The following is a 22,620-nucleotide window of genomic DNA, read 5'->3' on the forward strand; positions in this document are numbered from 1 at the left end:
GTTAGCGCTCCACTGGTGCAAATGGTTCGTCGCCCTTCACCAGCGGCATCTCGTTGAACTGTTTGTGGAAGGGATTCCGTTCGTTAGGACAGCCGGGGTAGATGACAGATCTGAAAGCCTCGGCAAGGACCGAGGTGGTCAGCTGCGGGGCCGGCTTTGCATAAGCTAATTCGACGGCACGAACCAAGAGCCTGCGAATGTCGCGAAGTCGCCCGTCAGTCGCAAATGCGAATACCCGGACCATGACCTTGTTCGAAATGTCCACTGTAGGCAGGTCTCTCAGATATCCCTTGAAAACGTTCAGTACGCTTCGGAACTCATGTTCGGCTCGGGCGTTTGCGACGGAGAAGCGCTCGATTTCGATGACTTCTCTGAAGCGTCCACGCAATTGATCGTTGGTCGCGAGTACACGTCTGCTGCGGGGGATGCCAGCAAGGACAAACGACACCCTGGTAGCGTCGACGAGACGTTTGAGCCAATCCGCGGTGGTATGTAAGGTCTTTTCTCCGCCTCGATCGACCAGATGATTGACCTCGTCGACAATGACAATTCTGACGCGACATGTTTTGATCAGGAAGACGAGTCTAGCTGTTAGGTCGGCTTCCTTTCCAAGATTCCACTTGGGATCGCCGAGTGCTAGGAGCATGGTGCTTGCCATCGTTTTCGGGGAAGGGGCCTGCCCAAGCGGCACATAAAGCACGGGTATCTCGGTGAGTTCTTGGTGCTCAATGACGGGATGCTTTCGCGCGTAATTGCTGAGGAGCGTCGACTTGCCCACGCCAGACTCGCCTATGAGCATGAGGTGCTCCGCTTCTTCATGCATGCACTGGTATTCGTACATATGTTCCAACCTCGCGAGCACGCGCTTGACGTGATGAAAGTGGACGAAGTTCGATCTGGCATCCTTAATAATTAAGGAAAGAGAGGGATCAATTTTCACGATCCACCTCAATATCAAAGGAATCGAGATCAACGTCGATGAGCTCATCTGCATTCGACGAAAGCAGATCTGAGTCAATATCGGATTGTTGCGTCGAGGGCGGGACTTGGGGGCGGTTGGCTGATTTGGATGTGATGTGTCCCTGACGTGCACCACGCTTGCGGTCTTTGAGCTTCTTCGACAGCATTGCGTCGTTGCTCATCTCACGAATTGTTTCCTCCGCACTTGCCCGAGTTCGTTGGTACGCGTCAACTTTTTTGTACTGATTCTTCACGGCCTTGGCTTGTTCCACCGTTAGATTCAGATACTGATCATCAGTGTTGCGTGCGCTTAAGTAGCGATTTTCGATCGGATCCCATACGTAGATCACACCAGCGTTTTCGTACGGCGCCTTGATATGTACGGTAGGGTTAGCTGGCATCATGAGCCGCAGGGTGCGTAGCTCTTGTGAGGTGTAACGGAAGGTGTTGTGGTCAATGCCGTAGTGCTGCAGCTTGCATTCAGCGTGTTCGCCAAATTCAATGCTTAGATCCTCGGCGTTGCATTTCAACAATGGAGGATGTGCAGTGGCGCCCTCGTTCCAGACGTCGATTGGCGCGCGTCCGTTCAGTCCCTTATGAGGTCTCAGGTGGTAGATCTGCGTGATCCAGGTATGGATTATCTCATTGAGCTTCTCGAACGTGAGGCATGCGTCATCTTCCGCCTTGAATCCGATGCGGTGATGCACTTTTGCGAGGGTGGTGCCGGGAAGTTTGTGTATGAAAGAGTAGTTGAACGTTTTGAGAAAACGTTCGACAAATGGTTTGTCGTTTGGGGAGCGCGATGCCGCATATTCGCAGATCACACCCAAATTGTTCATCGCGTCAACAACCGCCTCAGCATGCATTTCTCTCCCGTTGTCCATGAGTAAGCGTTCGGGCCAACCATGGCATGGCCATTCGTGCTCCAACTCCGGATAACGCTCTCGCAGATAGCTCTTGGGCATCATGGCGTGCCGTAACGCTTCGAACACCGCATGGACGCCATGTCCGGCCGAACTGATACAGAAGCCAAGAACGCATCTGGAAAACCGATCGATGACGACTGTAAATATCGGCCTATCGATAGCGCTGCCACTCGTATTCGTGTAAATGAGATCTATGGGCGTATGGTCGATTTCGACGATCTCGAGGATTCGCGATACCTGTCGTGCGCGATGCTGGTCAGCGAACCGGCGCCGAGCCTCGCGCAAGCCAAAGCGAGCTGCCGCTCGGTCGTATGCAGCGATGTCATGGATGCGCCTTTGAACTGTACGAAGCCCTGGAACCTTGAGCCACTCTGACTCGATGCGCAGCGAGTTTTGTAGTTGAATTTCGAGAAAAACGGCGTTGTGGACAGCTTCGGCAGTTCCCGTTTTGCTATCGAGGAAAGCTGTTTCTATTTTTTCGTGGATGATACCTTCCACAATCGGATCTAGCCTTGATTTCCTCTTTCCACCCCGATGTTCCGTCTGATCGAGCAGAACACGGATATCGAACCGCGATATGCGGTATCGGCGGCGCCATCGGTATATGGTGGTCTCGTGCGGCGGTTTGGGATCGGCGAGATCTATCGCGACTTTTTGAATGGCTTTGCATAGTTCAGATCGGTGATCCCCGAACGCGTCCATTCGATCGAGCATCGTTAAATAGTTGACTCGTCGGCGGGTCTCGAAATCGCCGACGTCGCACGTGGGGGCGGCGGCCTCCAATGCATCCCGGAAAGTGGCGCGTTTCGGGGCGCGCTGATATTGCTTGCTATCGGCAGTACGAAGATACCCTCGCACATATTCATCCAGAAGCTCGGCCTCGCTGTGGCTGGAGAACTTGCCCGTAACCGTGTTTTCCAACTGCGCAATGTCATCTTGTACCCGGACGATGCGAAATGAGCCTTCGCCCCGGAAGATGATCTGATCCATGATGAAGTTAGCCATGGTGAATCTCCAGTTAACGAATCGAGACAGGAAGAAGATCGTCCGGGTCGCGTTTCATGATCCGGTGGAGCAGTGCATCACACTCTCGTTTCGCGCTATCCCATTGCTGCTGCATCTCTGCCGACGGATGGGTTCCGTACTCGGGATCCCAGAGGGTTGCGTCGATACGTGGCCGATACCTGCCAGGCATTGGACGCGCCCTGAAGATTAGTTCGAGCTGGCGCTGGAGGTCGTTGGTGATGAGATCGCTTCGCAGCACAAGGTGAAACCGGACGCGACGTTGCCGGAAGTGCCGGGCGGCAGCTGAGACTCGAACGGCAGCTTGCGAGTGCTTGGTGATCGACCTGTCGTCCTTGACCTCGAGAAATATTGATCCGGCGGCCGTTTCGATTTTCACGTCGGGTGTGTAACGTCGCCTGCAGGGACCGTCGAGATATTCAAATACTTGTGGCTGAGTGGCGATTGATTTGACCGACGGGGCGATCTCCAGAATTCGCAGCATCATCACCTCGATGAGGCTTTCGTACTGCGCGGGCTTGGCGGATTTTCGACTGGGAAATATTCCACGCGCACCGTGACCAGAAACGGTCACGACGCGGCGTGGCCTTCGTGATGACGAAGGAGTTGGTGATGATTCGAGCACGAGTTTGCTCCCTCGCGTCTAAAATAGACGCGCGCGATTGAGAAAGCGCTCCCCTTTCGACGACTATTCGTTGTCGAATCGGGCCCCGAAAAGTGCCAAGGAAGCCGGGATTCAACTAAAGGTTGTTGAATCCGGGGAGGCGCGCAAATCGATGGGCAGCAGAAGGACTTGACGCTGCGATCAGATGGGGGGAAACTCAGTCCGCCAAGACAAGTTTTACCGTTCCACTGACTGCGCAGCGCTACAGGCCTTCTATCCGGGTTTGTGGCGCTTTTCTTTTACATAGTCCCTCCATCAATGCTAACGGCAGCTGCCGTGGCGTTTCGAATCTGGACGATCGCAGCGTGTACCTTCGCGATCGTATCCATGTCAGCTTCTGTCAAGTGTTGATCGCGGACCAGAGCCGCGATTACTTGATATTTGTATAGGGGGAGCGGGTCAGATAGTCGCAGTAGTCGCTTGGAGCTTTCAGCGACCGCCTCGAGTTCAAGCCGACCAGCCGCATCTAGCGCTAGAGCGCGTCCCAACTGATCAATAAACACGACGTCGCCGGGCGTGCGAACTCCGCGCTCGATTGCGCTGATGTACGCGTCATCCACTCCGAGCAGTCGAGCGAGTTCGGTCTGCGTCAGCTTGAGCGCTTTGCGGCGGGTGCGAACGAATTTTCCAATGTCTGTCACGTTAAGTTCAACGACAAAGTTTTCTTGAATTTTTGCAGAATAAGATCGGCAAAAGCGAAGGTCAACAATCAATCTTGTCGAAAAGTAGACAGACAAAAGGCATATATTTTTTTGATCAATGGCACGCAAAAATCCAAATATGTTTTTAGTAGCTTGCCAGCCTTGCTGAGCCAGAATTTCTAGAAATGCGTGCGCTAGGTGAGCGATCGTATCGATGCGAGGTGTGGCTTCGAGCTATCGCGGTTGGGAATCGAGAGAAAAAAGTGATTGATGTAACGTGCCCTAAGACATCAGAGCAGGAGCGTACAGTCAGTGCTTGTCAGGCACGCTGAAATCTTGGTCTTCGGCAGCAGTGATGGCTAAAGCGAGTGAGCGGTGCCGATCGCGGAAGGCGGCGTCGATGTGGGACGTCGTCCGGAATGTTTGGATGATCGAGCAGAGGAGGTAGTCCGATGGAGAAGAAGTTCGCGTACTCACGCTCGTTTGGTGGCGTCGGCAAGCGTGTCGTCGATGATTGGTATGTCCACCGAACGGCGATCGAGTTCTTGGAGGACGAACTTAAGATAGCGATTGCAACGGAGCTCGAATCTGCCCCTGCGACTGCGCTCGAGCGAGCCAACGTGGTCAAACTGAACGTCTCATCTTCACGATTCTCGCTGCTCCGATACGATGATTTTTTCGAGACCCCGTTTCCCGTGCTGCTGGAGTCTTGGACTCTCCCCGTATCAAACGATCGCGCGGCTACATATCGCTCCTATCGCGACTCACTAAACCCTCCGATACTCCATCGTAAAGAGCTGCTGCTTTCGCCTGCGCATCCGATGCGGCCAAAATTTGAGGAGGTTACCCGTCAAGCTGAGGCGCTCGGCCTATTCGACGAAACGGCAACGATCGGATTTCGAGAAGATTGGTTTCGTCTGGTTGCAAGTAAGGGGTACAAGATCGTCGGATCTGACTTCATGCCCGTCGGAAATGAGGAACAGGAGTCAGATTTATCTCACTCTGATTTTTCTGAACACGCTCCGGTACGTCGGCACCTCACGGCTCTGAGTCGTGTGAGCCTATCAGCGCCTGTTCAGCTTTTGCTGCGACATGCGTTGCTATCGCTCGGGAAGGAGCTGTTCGACTACGGTTGCGGCAAAGGTGACGATATGGCGGCCTTGGGTGCATTGGGTTATTCGGTGCGGGGCTGGGATCCTTTCTATGCCGCCGAATGTGAGATCGCCCGTGCGCATGTAGTCAACCTCGGATTCGTGTTGAATGTCATTGAGGATTTTGAGGAGCGCCGCGACGCGTTACACCGGGCGTTTCGTATTGCCGACGAAGTTTTGGCTATTTCCGTTATGTTGGCGGGCGGGGCGACGCCTGGGGTTCCGTACCGCGATGGTGTACGTACTTCTCGGAACACCTTTCAGAAGTACTTCTCTCAAGAAGAACTGAAGCAGTACGTTCAACGAGAGCTTGGTCAAGAAGCCTTCCTAGTTGGGCCAGGCGTATGTTTCGTGTTTAAGGACAAGGACGTTGAACAGCGATTCATCGCAAATCGCTATCGACGCCGAGACTTGGCAAATCGGATCCTCAAACGGCCGCAACAGGAAGCTCGAACACGCACTCGAAAATTGCCGCGCGTTCGCGAGCCATTGTCGCACGATGCTCGCATTGTGCTCGAGCGTTTATGGAGTCTAGCGCTTGATCTAGGGCGACTGCCTGAGCATGACGAAATTCCATTTTTGTCGGACATTGAGCGGCATGCGGGATCTTACAAACGGGCGCTACGTGCGATTGATGCAGAGTTCGAACGAAGCCAGTTGACCGCAGCAGCAACAGCTCGTGCTGACGATCTCCGTCTCTTCTTTGCGATGGGCCATTTCGCAAAGCGAGCATCATACAAAACCCTCGAGGCAAGGTTGCAGAGAGACATCAAGTCATTCTTTGGCGATTATCGGTCGGCGCAGGCAGAGGGCTTGAGGTTGCTCATGGACGCTGCTAACGCGGATGCAATTCGATTGGCTTGTCAGGGTGCCGCGGAGCAGGGCATTGGATGGCTAGATAGCGAAGGTGCCTTGTACATGCACACCGTTGCGATAGATCGGCTCCCTGTCGTGCTTCGCGCATATGTCGGATGCGGCCTCTTGATATATGAGGAAGCTGGTGTTGCCCAGCTGATCAAAGTCCATCCATTATCCGGAAAGCTCACGTTGCTCGAGTATGAGGACTTCGATACGTCTCCTCTGCCGTTTTTGGTCAGACGCATAAAAATCAACATACGAAGGCAAGACTATGAGGTCTTCGAGTACGGTGGAAGATACGAAAAACCGCATCTATATTACAAGTCGCGCTATCTAACCGAAGAGTACCCAGGATATGCCGATCAATTGATGTTTGATCGTGAGCTAGAGCAACTGGCGCTGTTTGATCCAGACGGGCGTGGTGTTCCGGCGAGTGAGCTCGCCGACTTGCTCGAGTTGAGTCGTCGATCAATCCGTGGCTTCTCGTTGGTGCGAAGCGATACTATTCCACCAGTGGAGCAGCGATGCGGGAAATATTTCCGCTACCGTGATTTCGTCGAGTGTGGCGAAACGCAGCTGCGCTCTAACCTCGAGAATGTTCCACGGCAACCGGAATCGTTCAACGCGTTGCACGATTTGGCCACCAAGATCTTGGACCCAGTGATTGACTACTTCGGCGGTATCAGGCTGACGTATGGATTCTGTTCACATACGTTAAGTAAGAAAATCAGGGAACGTATCGCGCCGGAACTGGACCAGCACGCCTCCTATGAATGCAATTCGCGAGGGAGGCGGATTTGCGACAGGGGAGGCGCTGCGTGCGACTTCATTGTCCCGGACGAGGACATGGAAGAGGTCAGTCGTTGGATCATGGAAAACTTGTCATTCGATCGACTGTACTTTTACGGGAAGGCTCGCCCCGTGCACGTCAGCTATTCAGAGAAGCCTCAAGGCGCGGCGTATGAGATGCGTGAGGCAACTAACGGGCGTAGGGTCCCGAGGACTATGACCCTACGCTGATCTCACTGCTGGCGGCAAGGGCGCGCGGGAGCATCTGACGGCATGGCTGGGCGTTCAGAACCGTGGGGCCATGTCAACAAACGTTTGTGTGTTCATACACAAACTGCTAGAATCCCCTGCACTATGGCAGACGGTTTCACATATGTTTTCCCGGCGATCAGAGGGGTGCAGGCGGGACGTGAATACTACGTTTCCATGTGCCCGATGCGGCTATTGCCTCGCCTCTTCCAATTTGACAACGAAGAGCTTGTTCCGGAGCTCAGGGCTCAGCGTACCCTCAACAAAACCCGTCTCCCGGAGATTGTCCGGTACATCGTTGAGAACAAGGATAGCTACACGTTCTCGGCGATCACTGCCTCAGTGGACGGAGGGGTAACGTTCACCCCAATGGGGGCGGACTCCTCAACATCGTTTCGAATGGGAAACTTGTCGGTTTCCATGGAAGCCAAAATCATCGTGAACGATGGGCAGCATAGGCACGCTGCGATAAAGCAGGCGCTGGAAACAGCTCCCGAGCTCGGCGATGAAACGATTGCTGTGGTGTTCTTCTTGGATCGTGGACTCGAGCGGTGCCAGCAGATGTTTGCTGATCTAAATCGCTACGCAGTCAAGCCGTCAGCGTCGCTAGGCATTCTCTATGATCATCGGAGCGCCGCGGCGAGTGTGGCGCGGCACCTCAGTAGGACCTCTGATGTATTCAAGAATCTCATCGAGACGGAGCGCTCATCCCTATCGGAGCGGTCCCGTAAGCTTTTCACTCTAAGCGCCCTGCATTATTCGATCGTAGAGCTGCTGACAGAGCACGAGCTTGAAGATTTTTCGTCGGCAACAAAGAAGTGCCTCGACTTTTGGGAGCTTGTCGGGCAGCAGATACCCGAGTGGATCTATGTCCGTGAGTCGAAGATGACCGCAGGCGAAGTTCGTCGCGATTTCATTCATTCGCATGCAATTGTGTTGCAAGCGATCGGGAGAGCAGGAAGGGCGCTCTTCGAGTTGCCCAAGTCGGATCTAGCGAGACGGATCAAAAGGCTCCGGGCCGTTGACTGGTCCCGCAAGAATGCGGCTACTTGGGAAGGGCGCGCCATGATTGGCGGCGCTATGGCAAAGTCGGGGCAAAACATCACCCTGACGACAAACGAGCTCAAGCGTGTACTCGGTCTTCAGCTTTCTGAGGACGAGGCGGCGGCGGAGCAGGCATTGATGGCGGCCCGGCAAGGGGCCCAGCGCAAAAGACGTACAGCGAAAGGTACAACGTGACAACTCCAGTATCTGACATCATCAAGGAGATCCAGGATCTCTATCTGTCGGATCCGGTACCCTGGATCATTGGGTACAGCGGCGGCAAGGACTCGACCGCATCTCTCCAACTGGTCTGGAATGCGGTCGCTGCGCTCCCGAAAGAGCGTCGGCACAAGACAGTGCATGTGATTAGCACGGACACGTTGGTCGAAAATCCGATCATCGCTGCATGGGTCGAGAATTCGCTCCTCTGTATCAAGCTGGCGGCTGCCAATCAGGATTTACCGTTCAAGGCGCATCGCCTTACCCCAGCATTGGAAAATCGGTTCTGGGTCAATCTCATTGGCCGAGGTTACCCAGCTCCGCGACCGAAGTTCCGGTGGTGCACGGATCGCCTGAAAATTAGTGCTTCGACGCAATTCATCCATGACCTTTCTGAATCAAGCGGAGAGGCAATTCTTGTGCTTGGTCAACGTCGTGGCGAGAGCGCTGCACGTGACAAGGTTATGGAGCACTACAGCGGTAGTACGCGCGATCGGTTGAGCCGCAACAAAGATCCTAAGTTGGCGCGCGTCTGGGTCTATCTGCCGATTGAGACCTGGAGTAGTGACGACGTCTGGGAGTACATCATCACGGAACCGAACCCGTGGGGTGTCGACAATCAAGAGCTGTTCAACATCTACCGTGGCGCCACAGCCGACGCTGAGTGTCCGGTCGTAGTGGACAAAACTACTCCCAGTTGCGGTGACAGTCGATTCGGATGTTATGTCTGTACGATGGTCACGCAGGATAAGTCGATGCAGGCCATGATCCAAAATGACGACCAGAAGCAGTGGATGCAGCCGATCCTGGACTACCGGAATCGTTATCTGGCTGTAAAGGATCGCGAGAAACGTGATTTCCGTCGAATGAACGGTCGTTTGACGGTCTTCAAAGAGGAGCTTGTCCACGGTCCGTACACGCAGGAGTATCGAGCAAAGCTGCTGCAAGAGCTGTTGAAAACGCAGAGGGGCGTGCAAGACGCGGCCCGTAGTCAGGGGAGCGGCGCCATCGAGCTTATCTCATTGGAGGAGCTCGATGAGATTCGCCGAATTTGGCTAGATGAAAAGCGCGAAATCGAAGATCTCGTGCCTTGCATCTTTGAAGAGGTTTATGGCGAACAGTATCCAGGCAGGGAGGTGGAGCCGTTGCCGCTCGAGCGCACCGATTTGTCGATCCTTAGGGAGGTCGCCAACGAGTTGGATCCGGACGCCTCGGATGAACTGTACAAGCTTACTCGCTCGCTGCTTGGCGAACAGTTCCAGGCTATGCAGACTCAAAAGCGCTCCAAGCATCTTGACCGTCTGGAGAGTGTCTTGCAATTTCATGCATTCCGAAATGAAGGCGAGGCCCTTGAGTTCGCTCTTTCAAATAGGGAGGGGGACATCCGCTCAGCGGAAAGCGATACGCCGCCAGGAAACCTCGAACCAGAGATCGCATCTGCTGGGGCAGATGATGCCCCTGAGCTAATGGATGAGCCCGTAGAGCCGGCTCCTCATCGCCCGTAATTTATTCGTTCATGGCAAAAATCACTTTTTCGAGCATCTCGATCCAGAATTTCGGTCCGTTTCGGGATCGACAGACGCTTGAGCTCTCTGTTTCCGCATCGCGTCCGGTGATTCTCGTTAAGGCGCTTAATGGCAGTGGCAAAACGACCCTGCTGACGGCATTGCAGGTCGGTCTCTATGGTGCTGGTGCCATTAGCTCAGGACGACGTTCGGACTACGAACAGTTAGTTCAGTCGCTTCAACGGGCCGATGCTGCAGGCAATGCGGTTATCACAATTGAACTACTCATTGACATTGGGGGTACCCGCCAGACAGTAACAGTCTGCCGCGAGTGGTTGCGACGCACAACGTTCACCGAGCGCTTTTCCGTGCTGATTGACGGCACTGAAGACATGGAGTTCACGTCTGGATGGGAACGTTTTATTGGCGACATTCTCCCAGGAGAATTGGTTCAATTATTCTTGTTCGATGGCGAAAAGATTGAAGCCCTCGCTAATCCAGACAGACTTCCAGATTTGCTGCGACGTGCGACAGAGGTATTCCTAGGGATCGGCGGCATCGACGTGCTGGGCAACGACCTCAAAGCTGTAGAACGGAGGACTGTCCTTCGAAGCAAAGGTGGTTCGACCGAATACGAGTCTGCTAAGCAAAACCTGTTGGAGTTGGATGCCCAGTTTGAGTCCCTCGAGCGTGTTCACGCCGATCAACTACAGGAGCAGGCGGCGGCACGCAACTCTCTGGACCAAGCCAGCTTGGTGTTGGAGCGCTACATCGCAGAAGCTAAGCGCAACGGACTTTCGGCATATGAACAGGCGGCGAGGATTCGGAGCGATGTCACTGGTACGCGGATGCAGGCGAAGTCCATGCACCACGCATTAGTTGATGCGATGTCCGATCCATTGCTGCCCATTGCCTGGCTGGGGGACATGTGGGCGCAGTACGAGACAGAATGGAGTCTCGACGAACAAAGTCGACACACTGCGAGGTTGAGCGAGGAATTCAGGAAACGGGACCGTCGGATATTGGCGGCAATGGCCACTGAAGTTTCTGGGAAATCGATAGATGTTTTGAGAAATCTACTGAAACAGGACTTAGCAAAAGCAAAAAGTATCGAAAATCGTAAGCCAGTTCTCATCGCCGAGGGTAATCCAACAGAGGTGAACTCGAATGTCGCAGATTCTCGTTTGCGTGTTCGGACTACTCTAAAAGAGCTAGACGGAATTCAACGAGCACTGGATGTTGCTGAGCGTGCTCTCGGAGAGATCCCCGCCGACGAGCAACTTGCCGATGTACTCCTGACCATGAAGGCTAGGTCCCAAGCTGTTGCGGTTGCCGAACAGCACCTCGAGAGCATTACGGCGGCATTGGCCGATACATGCAATAGCCTCAATCACGTACAGGCTCGCTTGAACTCTCTGCGGGCGAGAATGAACACTGAATTCAAGGACCGGGCGATCGAAGCGAAGGGATTGGAAGCCGCCGCCCGAGCACGGCGAGCGCTTGTCCTTTTTAAAGAGCGGCTTCTCGCATCCAAGGCACAGTGGCTTTCTGGTGTGATCACTGCTGAATTCCGGAATCTTCTTCGTAAGCGAAAGCTCGTATCAAATGTAGTTGTTGATCCTGTCACCTACCAGGTAAAGATTGAGGATGGGAAAGGGCAGGAGCTTCCCATGGATCGTATGTCTGCTGGTGAGCGGCAGATGCTTGCAATCTCTGTTCTGAGTGCTCTTATCAAGGAGCGAAAGGGGCGTTTCCCGGTAGTCGTTGATACCCCCCTCGCTCGCCTCGATGGGCAGCATCGAACCTCGTTGATCAAGCGATTTTTCGCGACAGTGTCGCATCAGGTGCTTGTCTTGTCGACGGACGAGGAAGTTGAAGGTTCGGCATACGATGCGCTGCGTCCGCATATGAATAGGGAATATATCCTACATTTTGATGACGAGCTGGGTTGCACGAACGTTTTGCGACCTGAAATTCGATCGAATACGTTGGAGATCGCATGAGCGTGATTGAGCGAGTAAAGCTAACATCTGTTGCAAAAAATCAACTCATTGCACTTAAGCGAAAAACCGGAATTGAGCATAACAATGTGCTGTGTCGGCACGCATTGTGTCTTTCACTCGCGAACGCATCTGCCCCCCCCGAGGAAACTTTTAATTTCTCGGGGGGGCTTGAAATTGATTGGCGGACTTTTACCGGGGGCAATGAGGGTCTATATAGTAATTTGCTTATTGTGCGACTACTGCGAGACAAGATACAGCCTACGCCTAATTCGATTCGTCAGGCTCTTCTTCTTCATTTGCACCGTGGACTTTCCTACTTGGCAAGTCGGCGCGAGGAAGATCTGCTTATAGAACTCGCACGCGCGGTATCTAGCTGACATTTCAGTAAAAAAGACCCGCAAATTCGATGATTTGTTGCGGTGAGGTGCGGCGTGAGGTACCGCCGCCAACTGGGCACCCACGAGTGGGTGCACCAATTGAGTGGCGGTGTAATGTTATCGGCCAGGGCATGTGTTAATCAACTTGCCTGGTCCTCATCGGCACCTGCTTGCCCGGACTTGATAATTTTGAGATCTGTGTACCATGGTTGCTTGTAGCGCATATTTTGCTGAATATTTTTTAAAGTTTCGTCTATTTCGTCTCGCACCGATTTTGTGTCAGAGATTGAAATGGACCAATCAGCTAACCAAAATTGTTCATCCTGCAGGGCAAGTACACGCTTTACGGCTTTCGTAACATCATCTGAATTGGATAAATTGAAATCGTGGTCACTGAAACTGGCCATGAAATCAACCGTGTCGACGACGTATTTTGTCATCGAGAGCACACCAACCTTAGATAGTAATTTACTTGTCTTTGAAAACGCGCTGCTCCATGCTTCCTTAATCGTGGACCACATGGAAATAAAGAATTCATATTCTGAATCCTCGTCAACTAGTTGCCTAAGTTTCTTCGACTGAATATATGCAATAGAAGATTCGATGGCAGCTGGAACCACTATTTGGTTCTCTTCGGGAACGGCCGGCAGCGCAACAATTCCACGGAACGGACTCTCATCAGATTCATTCGCTGCACCGACATAACTAATATTTCTGCTTAAAGAAAGTCGTGCAGTCTTCAGTCGTCCTTCCAGTCCCTCATTTCCGTCACTATCGGTAAAATTCAGCGACAGAGCTCGAATGTGGTCGGGGGCGACTTTGGAAACCTTGTTATTTATGACAATGAATTGGAATGCCTTTTCCTCATTTGTCGAATCGAGAATCGCAACTACTGGAACTTCAGACTCCGGATTGAACTCATTCAATCCGTAGAGGCGATGCTGTCCATCAACTACAAATACGCCATCACGATTTTCTGGGTCGATCGTCAGCTTCTGAAAATCAGCTTGTCCATCCACTGGTGAGAGTGTATAGCTACCTGGTGTGAACGTGAGAACGATCGCAGTTGGAATAGTGTTTCGCTTATCATCGACGAGGAATTTTCGTATTGCTCGAACCTTGAAATTATTTCGAGCTCTTTGAATTCCCTCAGTATCTTCGGGAGACAAGCGTGGAATTGTGGTCCAAGAGATTACTTCTCCAACGGGCGCCCGGAAAACACAGAATCGAGGTGCTTCTTCCTCTTGGCGCTGCGAGAAAACGATGCATGGATAGTCCATATCGAATGCCTAGTAAAAGTTGAAATTGAAGAAGTCAACGGAGTCTTCAACGTCATGTTGCGTAATTTGTGACATATTGACTGGCCCAACTGCAAGTGCGGCTATCTTAACAGAGGTGCCATCGCGACACGCGTGGTCGTAAATATTCATAGTGTGCTTCGCAATCTTTTCACGTCTGGAAATCGACTTGAGCTCTTCCTCTGACGGCTGTGGCTTCAAGACAAAAGACGAAACATGACCGGTTTGCCACAAGAGCATATGACCTTTCGCTCGATTACATGCAGGGCAGGCTGGTAGCAAATTCTCCGCAATGCTATTTCCACCAAAACTCGCCGGCCACAGATGCTCAAACTCGGCCTTCGAATCGGGGTCCTCGGTCTTACGGAGAACTATTGCACCGCAAATATAACAATTAAGCTCCGTGCGTCCTGCACAGACTGCGTCTTTAACTGCATCCGAAATCTTCCTCTTTGAATCAGCTGCCGCAACCAGTGCCATACTCGCAATGCGTTGAATGGCGTCGGATTCACTTCGACGAGGAATTCCCAAGCTTGCCTGCATATATCGAATCATTTCAGGTTGATGTAAGTTGGGATCGTCGATGGATCTGATTCGCTCAGCCTTTTTGATCATCCTTGCGAGGATATTGAAGCAGCTAATTCCAATAAACAAATCTGAAAAATACTCGGAACGAGCGCCGAAGCTTAGCATCGGCAGAGACTGCAGTGAAATCATTGCATTGTTTCCATACAGCTCCCTCATAATCAACTGAAAAAGGCGCTCCCCGGAAGTCTCTGCGATGTGATCGAAATACTTCATTTTGTCGGATTCAAGGATGTGCAATTTATGATCCTAAAATGGCTCTGGCAAGCCATCGATCTGAATCATATCATCTGTCGCTTTTCGGATTTTTCCCTTCAGAAATTGCTTGAAGAAATAGAATCTCGTTAAATCAAGTAATGCTCTAGATCGTATCGCTTCAAAATCGGGCGCAACATCATGTACGCCTCGCCTCTATTCTTCGCCAATTTCGCAAACTCAGCGACACGGCGAAGTTCAGCCAAAAATAGGTTTCGCTCTAGAGTTGGGACACCCAAATCAAGATCGGGCAGCATCACAACGTAGTCATGAATCACTGCCTCCTCTTTGCCCGGGGCAGATCTGAGCAGACGTCCCCGCCGTTGGATGAATTGACGAGGATTCCGTCCACTAGCAAGTATGTGTGCGACTCGGCAGTCAGGAACATCGATCCCCTCATCCAGGCATCGAATTGCCACGAGGGCTTGGGTCTCTCCGATGCGAAAGCGTTCCAATTCGGTTTGGCGTGTGCGCGCACTTTGTCGTGATGTAAAGTGAGCAACGCGCCAACCCAAATTAAAGAGATTTTTCGAAATGATATCTGCTTGGCGCTCGATTCCATTATCATCGTTTCCCTCTACGGCGCCGTCGCCACAGAAGAAGAGATAAAACGGACTGGGGGAGGTGTCTGACAGGGCTTTCATTAAAGCATCGATTTTTCCTTCCGCATTGGCCAGTAATCGGGCACGCTGAAAGAGGAGCATCTCTATTGAGCTATCCCCACTGCGCTCGACGCTTGCTGCATCATCATTTGCCGCCATACGAGCCAATTTTTGAGATAGATCGACGTAGCGTTCAGCTTCTTCGTGCGTGAGCTCCACGAAATGCAGGTGATACCTGTACGGGCACAGGACTTTGTCCATCGCTTCAGCGAGAGTATATTCGTAAGCGATTTCGCCGTAGTAACTGGTGAGCCGAGATGTACGTTGTACGTCAAAATAATGTTCCGGAGTTGCAGAGAGTCCGAGCCTCATTTGGGCTTGGAGGGGCAAAGCCGACGAGACATTCTCCGCAGCATGGTTGTGACATTCGTCACCAACGAATAACAACGTTTTTCCGTCCACCCGCTCTAAAATTTCTTGAAATGCAGGTGTTGCCAATGTCCGATTGACCACCACGCAAGCGATGAAGGGAACAACGCCAGCTTTGAAAAGTTGCGCACGTTGGGTGATTTCGTCGTACCAAGACTCACGCGCCTCGTAACAACGGATAGGCTGTATCCCGAACCGCGTCAGCTCATCGACCCATTGATCCGCGAGTGCCTGATACGGAACTGCGATAACGAGAAATAATCGTTTGATTTGTTGAAATATGCGTACCGCACCATAAATTGCGGTGAAAGTTTTCCCCGATCCTGTCGCCATGGCAAGTATTCCGCGAAACTCCCGCGCCCGCCACGCATTAAGAGCCTTTAGTTGATGCTCTTGCATCTTGAATGGGCGTCCGTCGATGAATGCAGGTACCGATATTTCCGTACGAACTTTCGCCCCTTGTTGGCGCCGCTGCATTTCCAACCATAACGTCCGCTCCCCTTGTGACGTGGGCGGTTTGGAGCTTTTTGCGATCTCTATGAGCTTCGCTTTGGCCGCCTCAGGAAAATCGACGACGATTGTATCTCGGGTGGTGTTGTTCCAGAGGCGCTCAAAGCCATCAATATATGGCACAAAGTGATCACTCAGCTCGACTCGCCAGCTTGGAAAGACATTTATCGATTCAAAATTAAAATCTGGCAATAATGCATGCGCAGTCTCATTTGCTGAGCCCTGAAATACCACTTGATCGCCATTTGCATCCGTAAAAATGCCAATCTTCTCGTGATACATGCCGCGACGTTTCAGAGCCAACTTTATATCTAGCCAGCCATTGGCGACCATCCATGACAATGCGGTTAGTCGATAATGAGCTAGGCGATCCGCGGTCTGTTCTATTGTCGAGACAAATTCAAGTCCAAGTTTCTGGATCGAGGATCGCATTTCGTATCCCGTCGTCATTGCATTAAGGTCATCTTCAGAGATCTCCCCTCCGAAAATTAACCTCATCCGACCGCCATTTTCTAATAGCTTCGAGATGCCTTCTGCCGCGTATGAAAGCATCGCGGACGAAAAAAAACCTACGGCGCGATCATATCGAACAGACTGAGAGAGGGCAGGGACGTAAAAGTCCTCTAGCAAATTGTCACTCTCGGATCGATATACTCCTTTGAATTTGAGTAACTTTAGCATGGCTAGAAAGTCACGTCTTGAATGGCTTGCTCAATGTTAATGGTCGGATTTTTGATGAAGCCGTTGTCGGTAAATCCGTTGAGTAGGGCGTCAAGGCCGTATACGTCGGATGATGTTTTTGTGAACCATTCTGAAATGGTACGTAAGCCTGTTGCTGCGTATTCTTCAAAAATTCTGAGCATCTCGTCTTCGCGATCCGGTGCCAGGATTGTAGCGTCTCGACTTTCTGTTAACGCAACCAAATATATAATGTCAGAGGAAGGAGCGTGCGTTTCAAAGACCCGCCCGTCGAGATCATGCGTATCACTGGGAAGCGTCAGACGAGTTCCAATATGAACGCCGAGAACTGCACAGAAACAAAGCAGATCCCGTTGTGTGACGAATATCGGGCGATTCCCATATTGCTGCGATCTTTCTGTCAATAATCGAAAGATATCTTCATGTGCAGCCGCGCGTCGGATATTCCTCATTTAAAGCACCTCGCGAATCTCAGTCATGTTACGCTCGCTGTCGTAAAGAGTCGTCTTTACCAGCTCGCCACCGACCTCTAGCAAGTCATCTGCTTTTCCATCCTGGGAGCCGGAATTATGAGCGATCAGTACATATTCCTTGCCAACACGTCCTGCAATCGCCGAGCGGACATCCTGACTACCCTGTGATGTAGACACTAATAATACGACTTGTGGGGACATTTTGGGGACAAAACCAACGGTGTCTAGCCTGTACTTGTCATCAAGTTGCCCAAACGGAGAATCAAGCACGAGCGGAGCAACTGTAGCAGGAATGTAAGGCCCAGCATCCTTTAGTTGGCTACGGCTTTCTGCCAATTGAACAAGGGCTGCGATAAACGCGAGACTCATTAGTTGATTCTCGCCGCTGCTCTTTGGGGACGGTCGGCCATCCTCCATCAGTAATCGAATGTCGAATGTCTCGCTAATCTCAATTCGATAATGCCGGCGTGCCACGAGACGCAGTATCTCGTTCACTGCACTCTCTATTTGCTGTCTAGCGTCATGCTCGTAGGTTCGTTGGAGTTCGACTAACATTGCACCTGCGCGGTCAGCAACTTCCTTCCGAATCACCAATCGGCGTGCTTGCACGCTTTCCAGCGCGAGATCTGCGATCTTTCGATTGATTGCTGTCTTTTCATTCGTGTCGTGCTCGATATCACGCTGAATTCGGACTCGCTCCATTTTGGTATTTTCGAGATCGCGTGATACTTGCCGTCTTGCGAATTCCCTTTGCTGAAGCTCGGCGACGGGAAGATTTGCAAGTTTCGTCTCTATTTCGACTTTTTGCTGCTCAAACATTGATCGTCGCTCAAGCAAAGTGGCCAATTTTTCTTGATAGGACAACAGCAATGCCGGTGCATCTTCGCGTTGCTCCGTAAGCGCAATCACTCGAGAACGCGCTCGGACAACCCGCTCTAAAATCTCAACGTTCGCCGCATCTTTTAGCAGATTTTGGACGGATACCCATTCGGGTGTGCCTGGCAATAACGGTCGGTTACAAACGCAGTTTTCCGCGTGGAGGAGTCCTTTGACAAACTCTTCGTTATACGGACTCGGAATGCGGCCACGTAGGCTTTCTTCGTCGACAAAGTCGAGAGCACGGCTGGTGAGCGAGAGAGAGACAAGAGCGGTAGCTTTGCTACCGACCCATTTTTCGATGTTTGCCCGACATTCGCAAATTTGCGATTCACAACCCTCGAGCTGCCCAACTATCGCCCTACGTCCCGCCTCTAGCGTGGCAGATTCTTGCGCCGCAGCCAGTTTCTGCTCTATTTCGGTGAGCTGATGCTCCAGGGCAGAAATATTATTGGTTAGCTCCTCAACTCGCAGTTCGTTTTGAGCGATTCTTTTATCGATATCGAGTACCGAGTCTTCCAATTGTGTTATTTCAGCTTCGCCGGGGAGCTGAGCCAGTTCCTCACCGAATTTTCGTTCAATGTATTTTAGGTCGGCGATCGTCTCGATTACAAGTGAGGATCCCAAGACATTGCGAATTGCTTCTGATATTGCTTTCGAATTCGTTTGAGAGGCGTATGTCTCCGCTTGCTCGCCATCAAAGAAAAAATAACGAGCCATTTCCCGGGGGATGACGGAATTAATAAATGTGCTGGGATTGGGGAGTGCATCCGAAAAAGTGCCATTCGGATTTATTTTGACTATTGAGAAGCGCGATCTTCCGTTGCCGCGAGCAGTTGTGCAATCGCGCTTCGCAAGGTAAATAGCCCCCTCATGCTCGAATGTTACTTCGACAGTTGCAGTTTGGATTCCCTCTTTCTCGGCGACGTAGTTGAGAATTTGTTCTTTCTCTTCAAATTTTGAGGTCGTCTCTTCGAATAGCGTCCAAAGCACTGCATTGAGTAACGTAGTCTTTCCTACTCCATTTTCGGCGTGGACCAGTGTAACGTTCTTGTTACCCGGTGGCGCGACCTGAATGCTCTGGTCTCCATAGAATTGTCGAAAATTCTGGAGGCGTATTTTGTCTAGTCTCATTTCTGTGCGCCCTCCAAGTGCTCCGATACCATTCGATCAAGCAAGCGCTTCAACTCCTCTCGACGTGCCCGCTGAACTCCTGCTTGTTCATGGGCATATCGTTTTTCGAGTTGTAAAGCGCTTCCGAGGAATTTCTCGAGAAAATCAGGAGAAAGTGGCTGCATCTTGTTGACCCCTGTTTATCATGATTCATTTTTATCAACTATTTGAGGCTTAAGCGCGGATCTAATATGAAAGCGACGTTGGCCCCAACATTGCTCAAAGTCCTTTGTCCTAGGTCATGACCATTTTGACCATGGCGGTGATGCCATTTTATCGGGGCCCTCTCGTGCTTAGCAGGCAGGAAATCTGCGAATGCGAACGGCTGACCAGCCTTGTGCAGAGCCCTCAACTGGCTCCAGCCTGAACACGATACGGTCATGATCTTGCTGGGGCCCAAATACCTGCGAACGTGTCTCGTTGCTGCGTTCGGGCATCGTTGTTCGTCAACTACTGATGAAACGCCTCCGCCACCGAGTGCTCCCACACGCGTAGCTGTCACGGAGCTCGGTATCTCGACGCGCTTCGGCGTCGACTTGCTCCATCTGGGTCAAACTTCAACTTTTTGAACGATTCGCCAACAATTATTGGATGTTCGCCCCAAGTTGGCCAGTCGCACCAACTTTGTCGCCCAGTCGCAAAACTGTGGCGCCAGTCGCACATACTCTGGCGCCCTACGACTACAGTATGAGTTAAACGTCAATATTCCCCGCCCGCAACGCATTCGACTCGATAAACGCTCGCCGCGGCTCCACATCATCCCCCATGAGGGTAGTAAAGATCCCATCCGCAGCAATCGCATCCTCAATCTGCACACGCAGCAGACGCCGCACGGCCGGATCCATCGTCGTTTCCCACAGCTGCTCGGGGTTCATCTCGCCGAGGCCCTTATACCGCTGCTTCGAAACATTCCGCTCTGCATCCGCCAGCAGCCACTTCATCGCGCTCTTGAAGTCCGCAACAGCCATACTGCGCTCACCGCGCTTGATGACCGCACCTTCGCCGATGAGCCCCTTGAACGTATTCGCGGTGGTCACGAGCTGCTGATAATCCGCCGTGTGCTGGAATTCCTGATCGATGACCGAAACTCGCACGTTGCCGTGATGAGTACGTTCGACATGCAGTGACCGCTGCTCGCGCACCGGATCATACGAAGGCACCACACGCACTTCGTTCTTCAGCGCATCATCATGCAAAGCAGCATGAAGAGCCTTCGCCGAAGCCTCAGTCGAAGCCTCAGTGGAAAGATCGATCACCACCCCATCCATGACAGCTTCCAGCGCGGCCGGGTCATACAACCGGCTCAACCGTTCGATCACGCTCTGCGACAGCAGATACGACCGCGCCAACTCCCCAAGCGCATCGCCCGAAATCGCAGCAGCATTCTCACCCGGCACCAGCTCCGACCCTTGCAGCGCCAACCGCAGCATATGCGCGTTCAGCTCGACATCATCCTTCAGATACCGCTCGTCCTTGCCCGCCTTGATCTTGTAAAGCGGCGGCTGCGCGATATACACATACCCGCGCTCGATCATGTCCGGCATCTGGCGATACAGGAACGTGAGCAGCAGTGTCCGGATGTGCGCACCGTCCACGTCCGCGTCGGTCATGATGATGATGCGGTGATAGCGCAGCTTGTCGAGGTTGTAGTCTTCCTTGCCGATGCCGCACCCAAGCGCGGTCACGAGCGTGACGATCTGTTCCGACGACAGCAGCTTGTCGTAGCGCGCCTTCTCGACGTTCAGCACCTTGCCGCGCAGCGGCAGGATCGCCTGGAACTTGCGATCACGCCCTTGCTTGGCCGAGCCACCTGCCGAGTCACCCTCGACGATGTAGATTTCGCACTTAGCCGGGTCTTTCTCCTGGCAGTCCGCGAGCTTGCCCGGCAGACCAACGCCGTCGAGCACGCCCTTGCGGCGCGTCATCTCACGCGCCTTCCGCGCAGCATCCCGCGCACGCGCGGCTTCAACAATCTTCCCGCAGATGATCTTCGCGTCGATCGGCGTTTCGAGCAGGAACTCTTCCAGCGCCTTCGCCACGACTTCTTCAACCGGCGCGCGCACTTCCGACGAAACCAGCTTGTCCTTCGTCTGCGAGCTGAACTTCGGCTCCGGCACCTTCACGGACAGCACGCACGACAGCCCTTCGCGCATGTCGTCGCCGGTCGTCTCGACCTTCGCCTTCTTCGCGATTTCGTTGTCGGTGATGTACTTGTTGATGACGCGCGTCATCGCGGCCCGCAGGCCGGTCAGGTGCGTGCCGCCGTCGCGCTGCGGAATGTTGTTCGTGAAGCACAGCACGTTTTCGTTGTAGCTGTCGTTCCACTGCATCGCGACTTCGACGCCCACGCCGTCCTTCTCGCCGTTGGCGAAGAAAATCGTCGGGTGCAGGTTGGTCTTCGTCTTGTTGATGTACTCGACGAAGCCCTTCACACCGCCGGCGAACGCGAAATCGTCTTCCTTGCCCGAGCGCAGGTCCGTGAGACGAATCCGCACGCCGTTGTTCAGGAACGAAAGCTCACGCATCCGCTTCGCGAGGATGTCGTAGTGATACTCGACCGTGCCGAAAATGGTCGGATCGGCCATGAAGTGCACTTCGGTGCCGCGGTTCTCGGTGTCACCCGTCACGAGCATCGGCGACACTTCCACGCCGTCCACCGTCTCGAGCACGCGATCCTGCGCCACGCCACGGTGGAACTCCATGAAACGCTTCTTGCCGTCGCGGCGCACGGTGAGGCGCAGCCAGCTCGACAGCGCGTTCACGCACGACACGCCCACGCCGTGCAGGCCGCCCGACACCTTGTAGCTGTTCTGGTCGAACTTGCCGCCGGCGTGCAGCTCGGTCATCACGATTTCCGCAGCACTGCGCTTCGGCTCGTGCTTGTCGTTCATCTTCACGTCGGTCGGAATCCCGCGGCCGTTGTCGGTCACGGAAATCGAGTTGTCGGCGTGAATCGTCACGTGGATGTCGTTGCAGTACCCGGCCAACGCTTCGTCGATCGAGTTGTCGAGCACCTCGAACACGAGGTGGTGCAGACCGGTGCCGTCCGACGTGTCGCCGATGTACATCCCGGGGCGCTTGCGCACCGCTTCCAGACCTTCGAGGATCTGGATCGACGAGGCGCCGTAGCTGCTGTTATCGGGTTGCGAATTGTGCTGTTCACTCATGGATATCTTCCGGTTCTGCGAGGCCACTCAAGCGGCGGCGCGGTGCGTTTTCTTGCGAAAACGCCGGGCCGCTCCAGTTTTCCTGGCCCGTCCGAGGCGCCGTTAGGGCACCAAAGGGACGGGTTGTCGGTTCGCCATAAAAAC

The 22,620-nt window shown here is 52.9% G+C and carries 15 protein-coding genes; 5 read left to right on the top strand and 10 right to left on the bottom strand.

What is annotated here, in order from left to right:
• Position 1: 1 nt before the first annotated feature.
• The 4 genes from U5809_RS31785 to U5809_RS31800 all read right to left on the bottom strand — a co-directional run bounded on the left by U5809_RS31785 (position 2) and on the right by U5809_RS31800 (position 4,286).
• Positions 2-940, bottom strand: coding sequence for a TniB family NTP-binding protein (locus U5809_RS31785; protein ID WP_310634996.1), 939 nt, complete (start codon positions 938-940; stop codon positions 2-4).
• A complete protein-coding gene (locus U5809_RS31790; RefSeq protein WP_322089434.1) occupies positions 930-2,891 on the bottom strand; it encodes a DDE-type integrase/transposase/recombinase in 1,962 nt (653 codons plus the stop codon). Before U5809_RS31790 ends, U5809_RS31785 begins: the two co-directional genes overlap by 11 nt.
• Positions 2,892-2,904: 13 nt before the next feature.
• Positions 2,905-3,534 carry a TnsA endonuclease N-terminal domain-containing protein gene (locus U5809_RS31795; protein ID WP_322089435.1) on the bottom strand — a complete coding sequence of 210 codons (630 nt, stop codon included), beginning with the start codon at positions 3,532-3,534 and terminating at the stop codon, positions 2,905-2,907.
• A gap of 278 nt (positions 3,535-3,812) precedes the next feature.
• Entirely contained in the window at positions 3,813-4,286 is a 474-nt protein-coding gene (locus U5809_RS31800) for a helix-turn-helix transcriptional regulator (RefSeq protein WP_322089436.1), read from the bottom strand.
• Positions 4,287-4,666: 380 nt separating this feature from the next.
• On the opposite strand from U5809_RS31800, the gene U5809_RS31805 reads away from it, so the two are divergent.
• From U5809_RS31805 to dndE, 5 genes are all read left to right on the top strand, one after another.
• Positions 4,667-7,243 (top strand): DNA phosphorothioation-associated putative methyltransferase, encoded by a 2,577-nt coding sequence (locus U5809_RS31805; RefSeq protein ID WP_322089437.1) that lies wholly within the window; start codon positions 4,667-4,669, stop codon positions 7,241-7,243.
• A gap of 123 nt (positions 7,244-7,366) precedes the next feature.
• Positions 7,367-8,500: a DNA sulfur modification protein DndB gene (dndB, locus tag U5809_RS31810; RefSeq protein WP_322089438.1), complete on the top strand. Its 1,134-nt coding sequence runs from the start codon at positions 7,367-7,369 to the stop codon at positions 8,498-8,500.
• Positions 8,497-10,029 (top strand): DNA phosphorothioation system sulfurtransferase DndC, encoded by a 1,533-nt coding sequence (dndC, locus tag U5809_RS31815; RefSeq protein ID WP_322089439.1) that lies wholly within the window; start codon positions 8,497-8,499, stop codon positions 10,027-10,029. Before dndB ends, dndC begins: the two co-directional genes overlap by 4 nt.
• An 11-nt stretch (positions 10,030-10,040) precedes the next feature.
• A complete protein-coding gene (gene dndD, locus U5809_RS31820) occupies positions 10,041-12,032 on the top strand; it encodes a DNA sulfur modification protein DndD (protein ID WP_322089440.1) in 1,992 nt (663 codons plus the stop codon).
• Positions 12,029-12,409 (top strand): DNA sulfur modification protein DndE, encoded by a 381-nt coding sequence (gene dndE, locus U5809_RS31825; RefSeq protein WP_322089441.1) that lies wholly within the window; start codon positions 12,029-12,031, stop codon positions 12,407-12,409. The genes dndD and dndE overlap by 4 nt, the downstream gene beginning before the upstream one ends.
• Positions 12,410-12,549: 140 nt before the next feature.
• Here dndE and U5809_RS31830 read toward each other — a convergent pair whose 3' ends face one another.
• The 6 genes from U5809_RS31830 to gyrB all read right to left on the bottom strand — a co-directional run bounded on the left by U5809_RS31830 (position 12,550) and on the right by gyrB (position 22,476).
• Positions 12,550-13,689 (bottom strand): DGQHR domain-containing protein, encoded by a 1,140-nt coding sequence (locus U5809_RS31830; protein WP_322089442.1) that lies wholly within the window; start codon positions 13,687-13,689, stop codon positions 12,550-12,552.
• Positions 13,690-13,698: 9 nt separating this feature from the next.
• A complete protein-coding gene (locus tag U5809_RS31835) occupies positions 13,699-14,532 on the bottom strand; it encodes an HNH endonuclease (RefSeq protein ID WP_322089443.1) in 834 nt (277 codons plus the stop codon).
• Between the two features lie 104 nt (positions 14,533-14,636).
• Positions 14,637-16,769, bottom strand: coding sequence for a DEAD/DEAH box helicase family protein (locus U5809_RS31840; protein ID WP_322089444.1), 2,133 nt, complete (start codon positions 16,767-16,769; stop codon positions 14,637-14,639).
• 2 nt (positions 16,770-16,771) lie between these two features.
• A complete protein-coding gene (locus U5809_RS31845; RefSeq protein WP_322089445.1) occupies positions 16,772-17,239 on the bottom strand; it encodes a hypothetical protein in 468 nt (155 codons plus the stop codon).
• Positions 17,240-19,270 (bottom strand): AAA family ATPase, encoded by a 2,031-nt coding sequence (locus U5809_RS31850; protein WP_322089446.1) that lies wholly within the window; start codon positions 19,268-19,270, stop codon positions 17,240-17,242.
• A 731-nt stretch (positions 19,271-20,001) separates the two neighbouring features.
• The gene (gene gyrB, locus U5809_RS31855; RefSeq protein ID WP_322089479.1) at positions 20,002-22,476 is read right to left on the bottom strand and encodes a DNA topoisomerase (ATP-hydrolyzing) subunit B; all 2,475 of its coding nucleotides are present in this window, start codon (positions 22,474-22,476) and stop codon (positions 20,002-20,004) included.
• Between the last annotated feature and the right edge of the window lie 144 nt (positions 22,477-22,620).

The sequence above is a fragment of the Burkholderia sp. BCC1999 genome (genome assembly GCF_905339975.1).
Classification (GTDB): domain Bacteria; phylum Pseudomonadota; class Gammaproteobacteria; order Burkholderiales; family Burkholderiaceae; genus Burkholderia.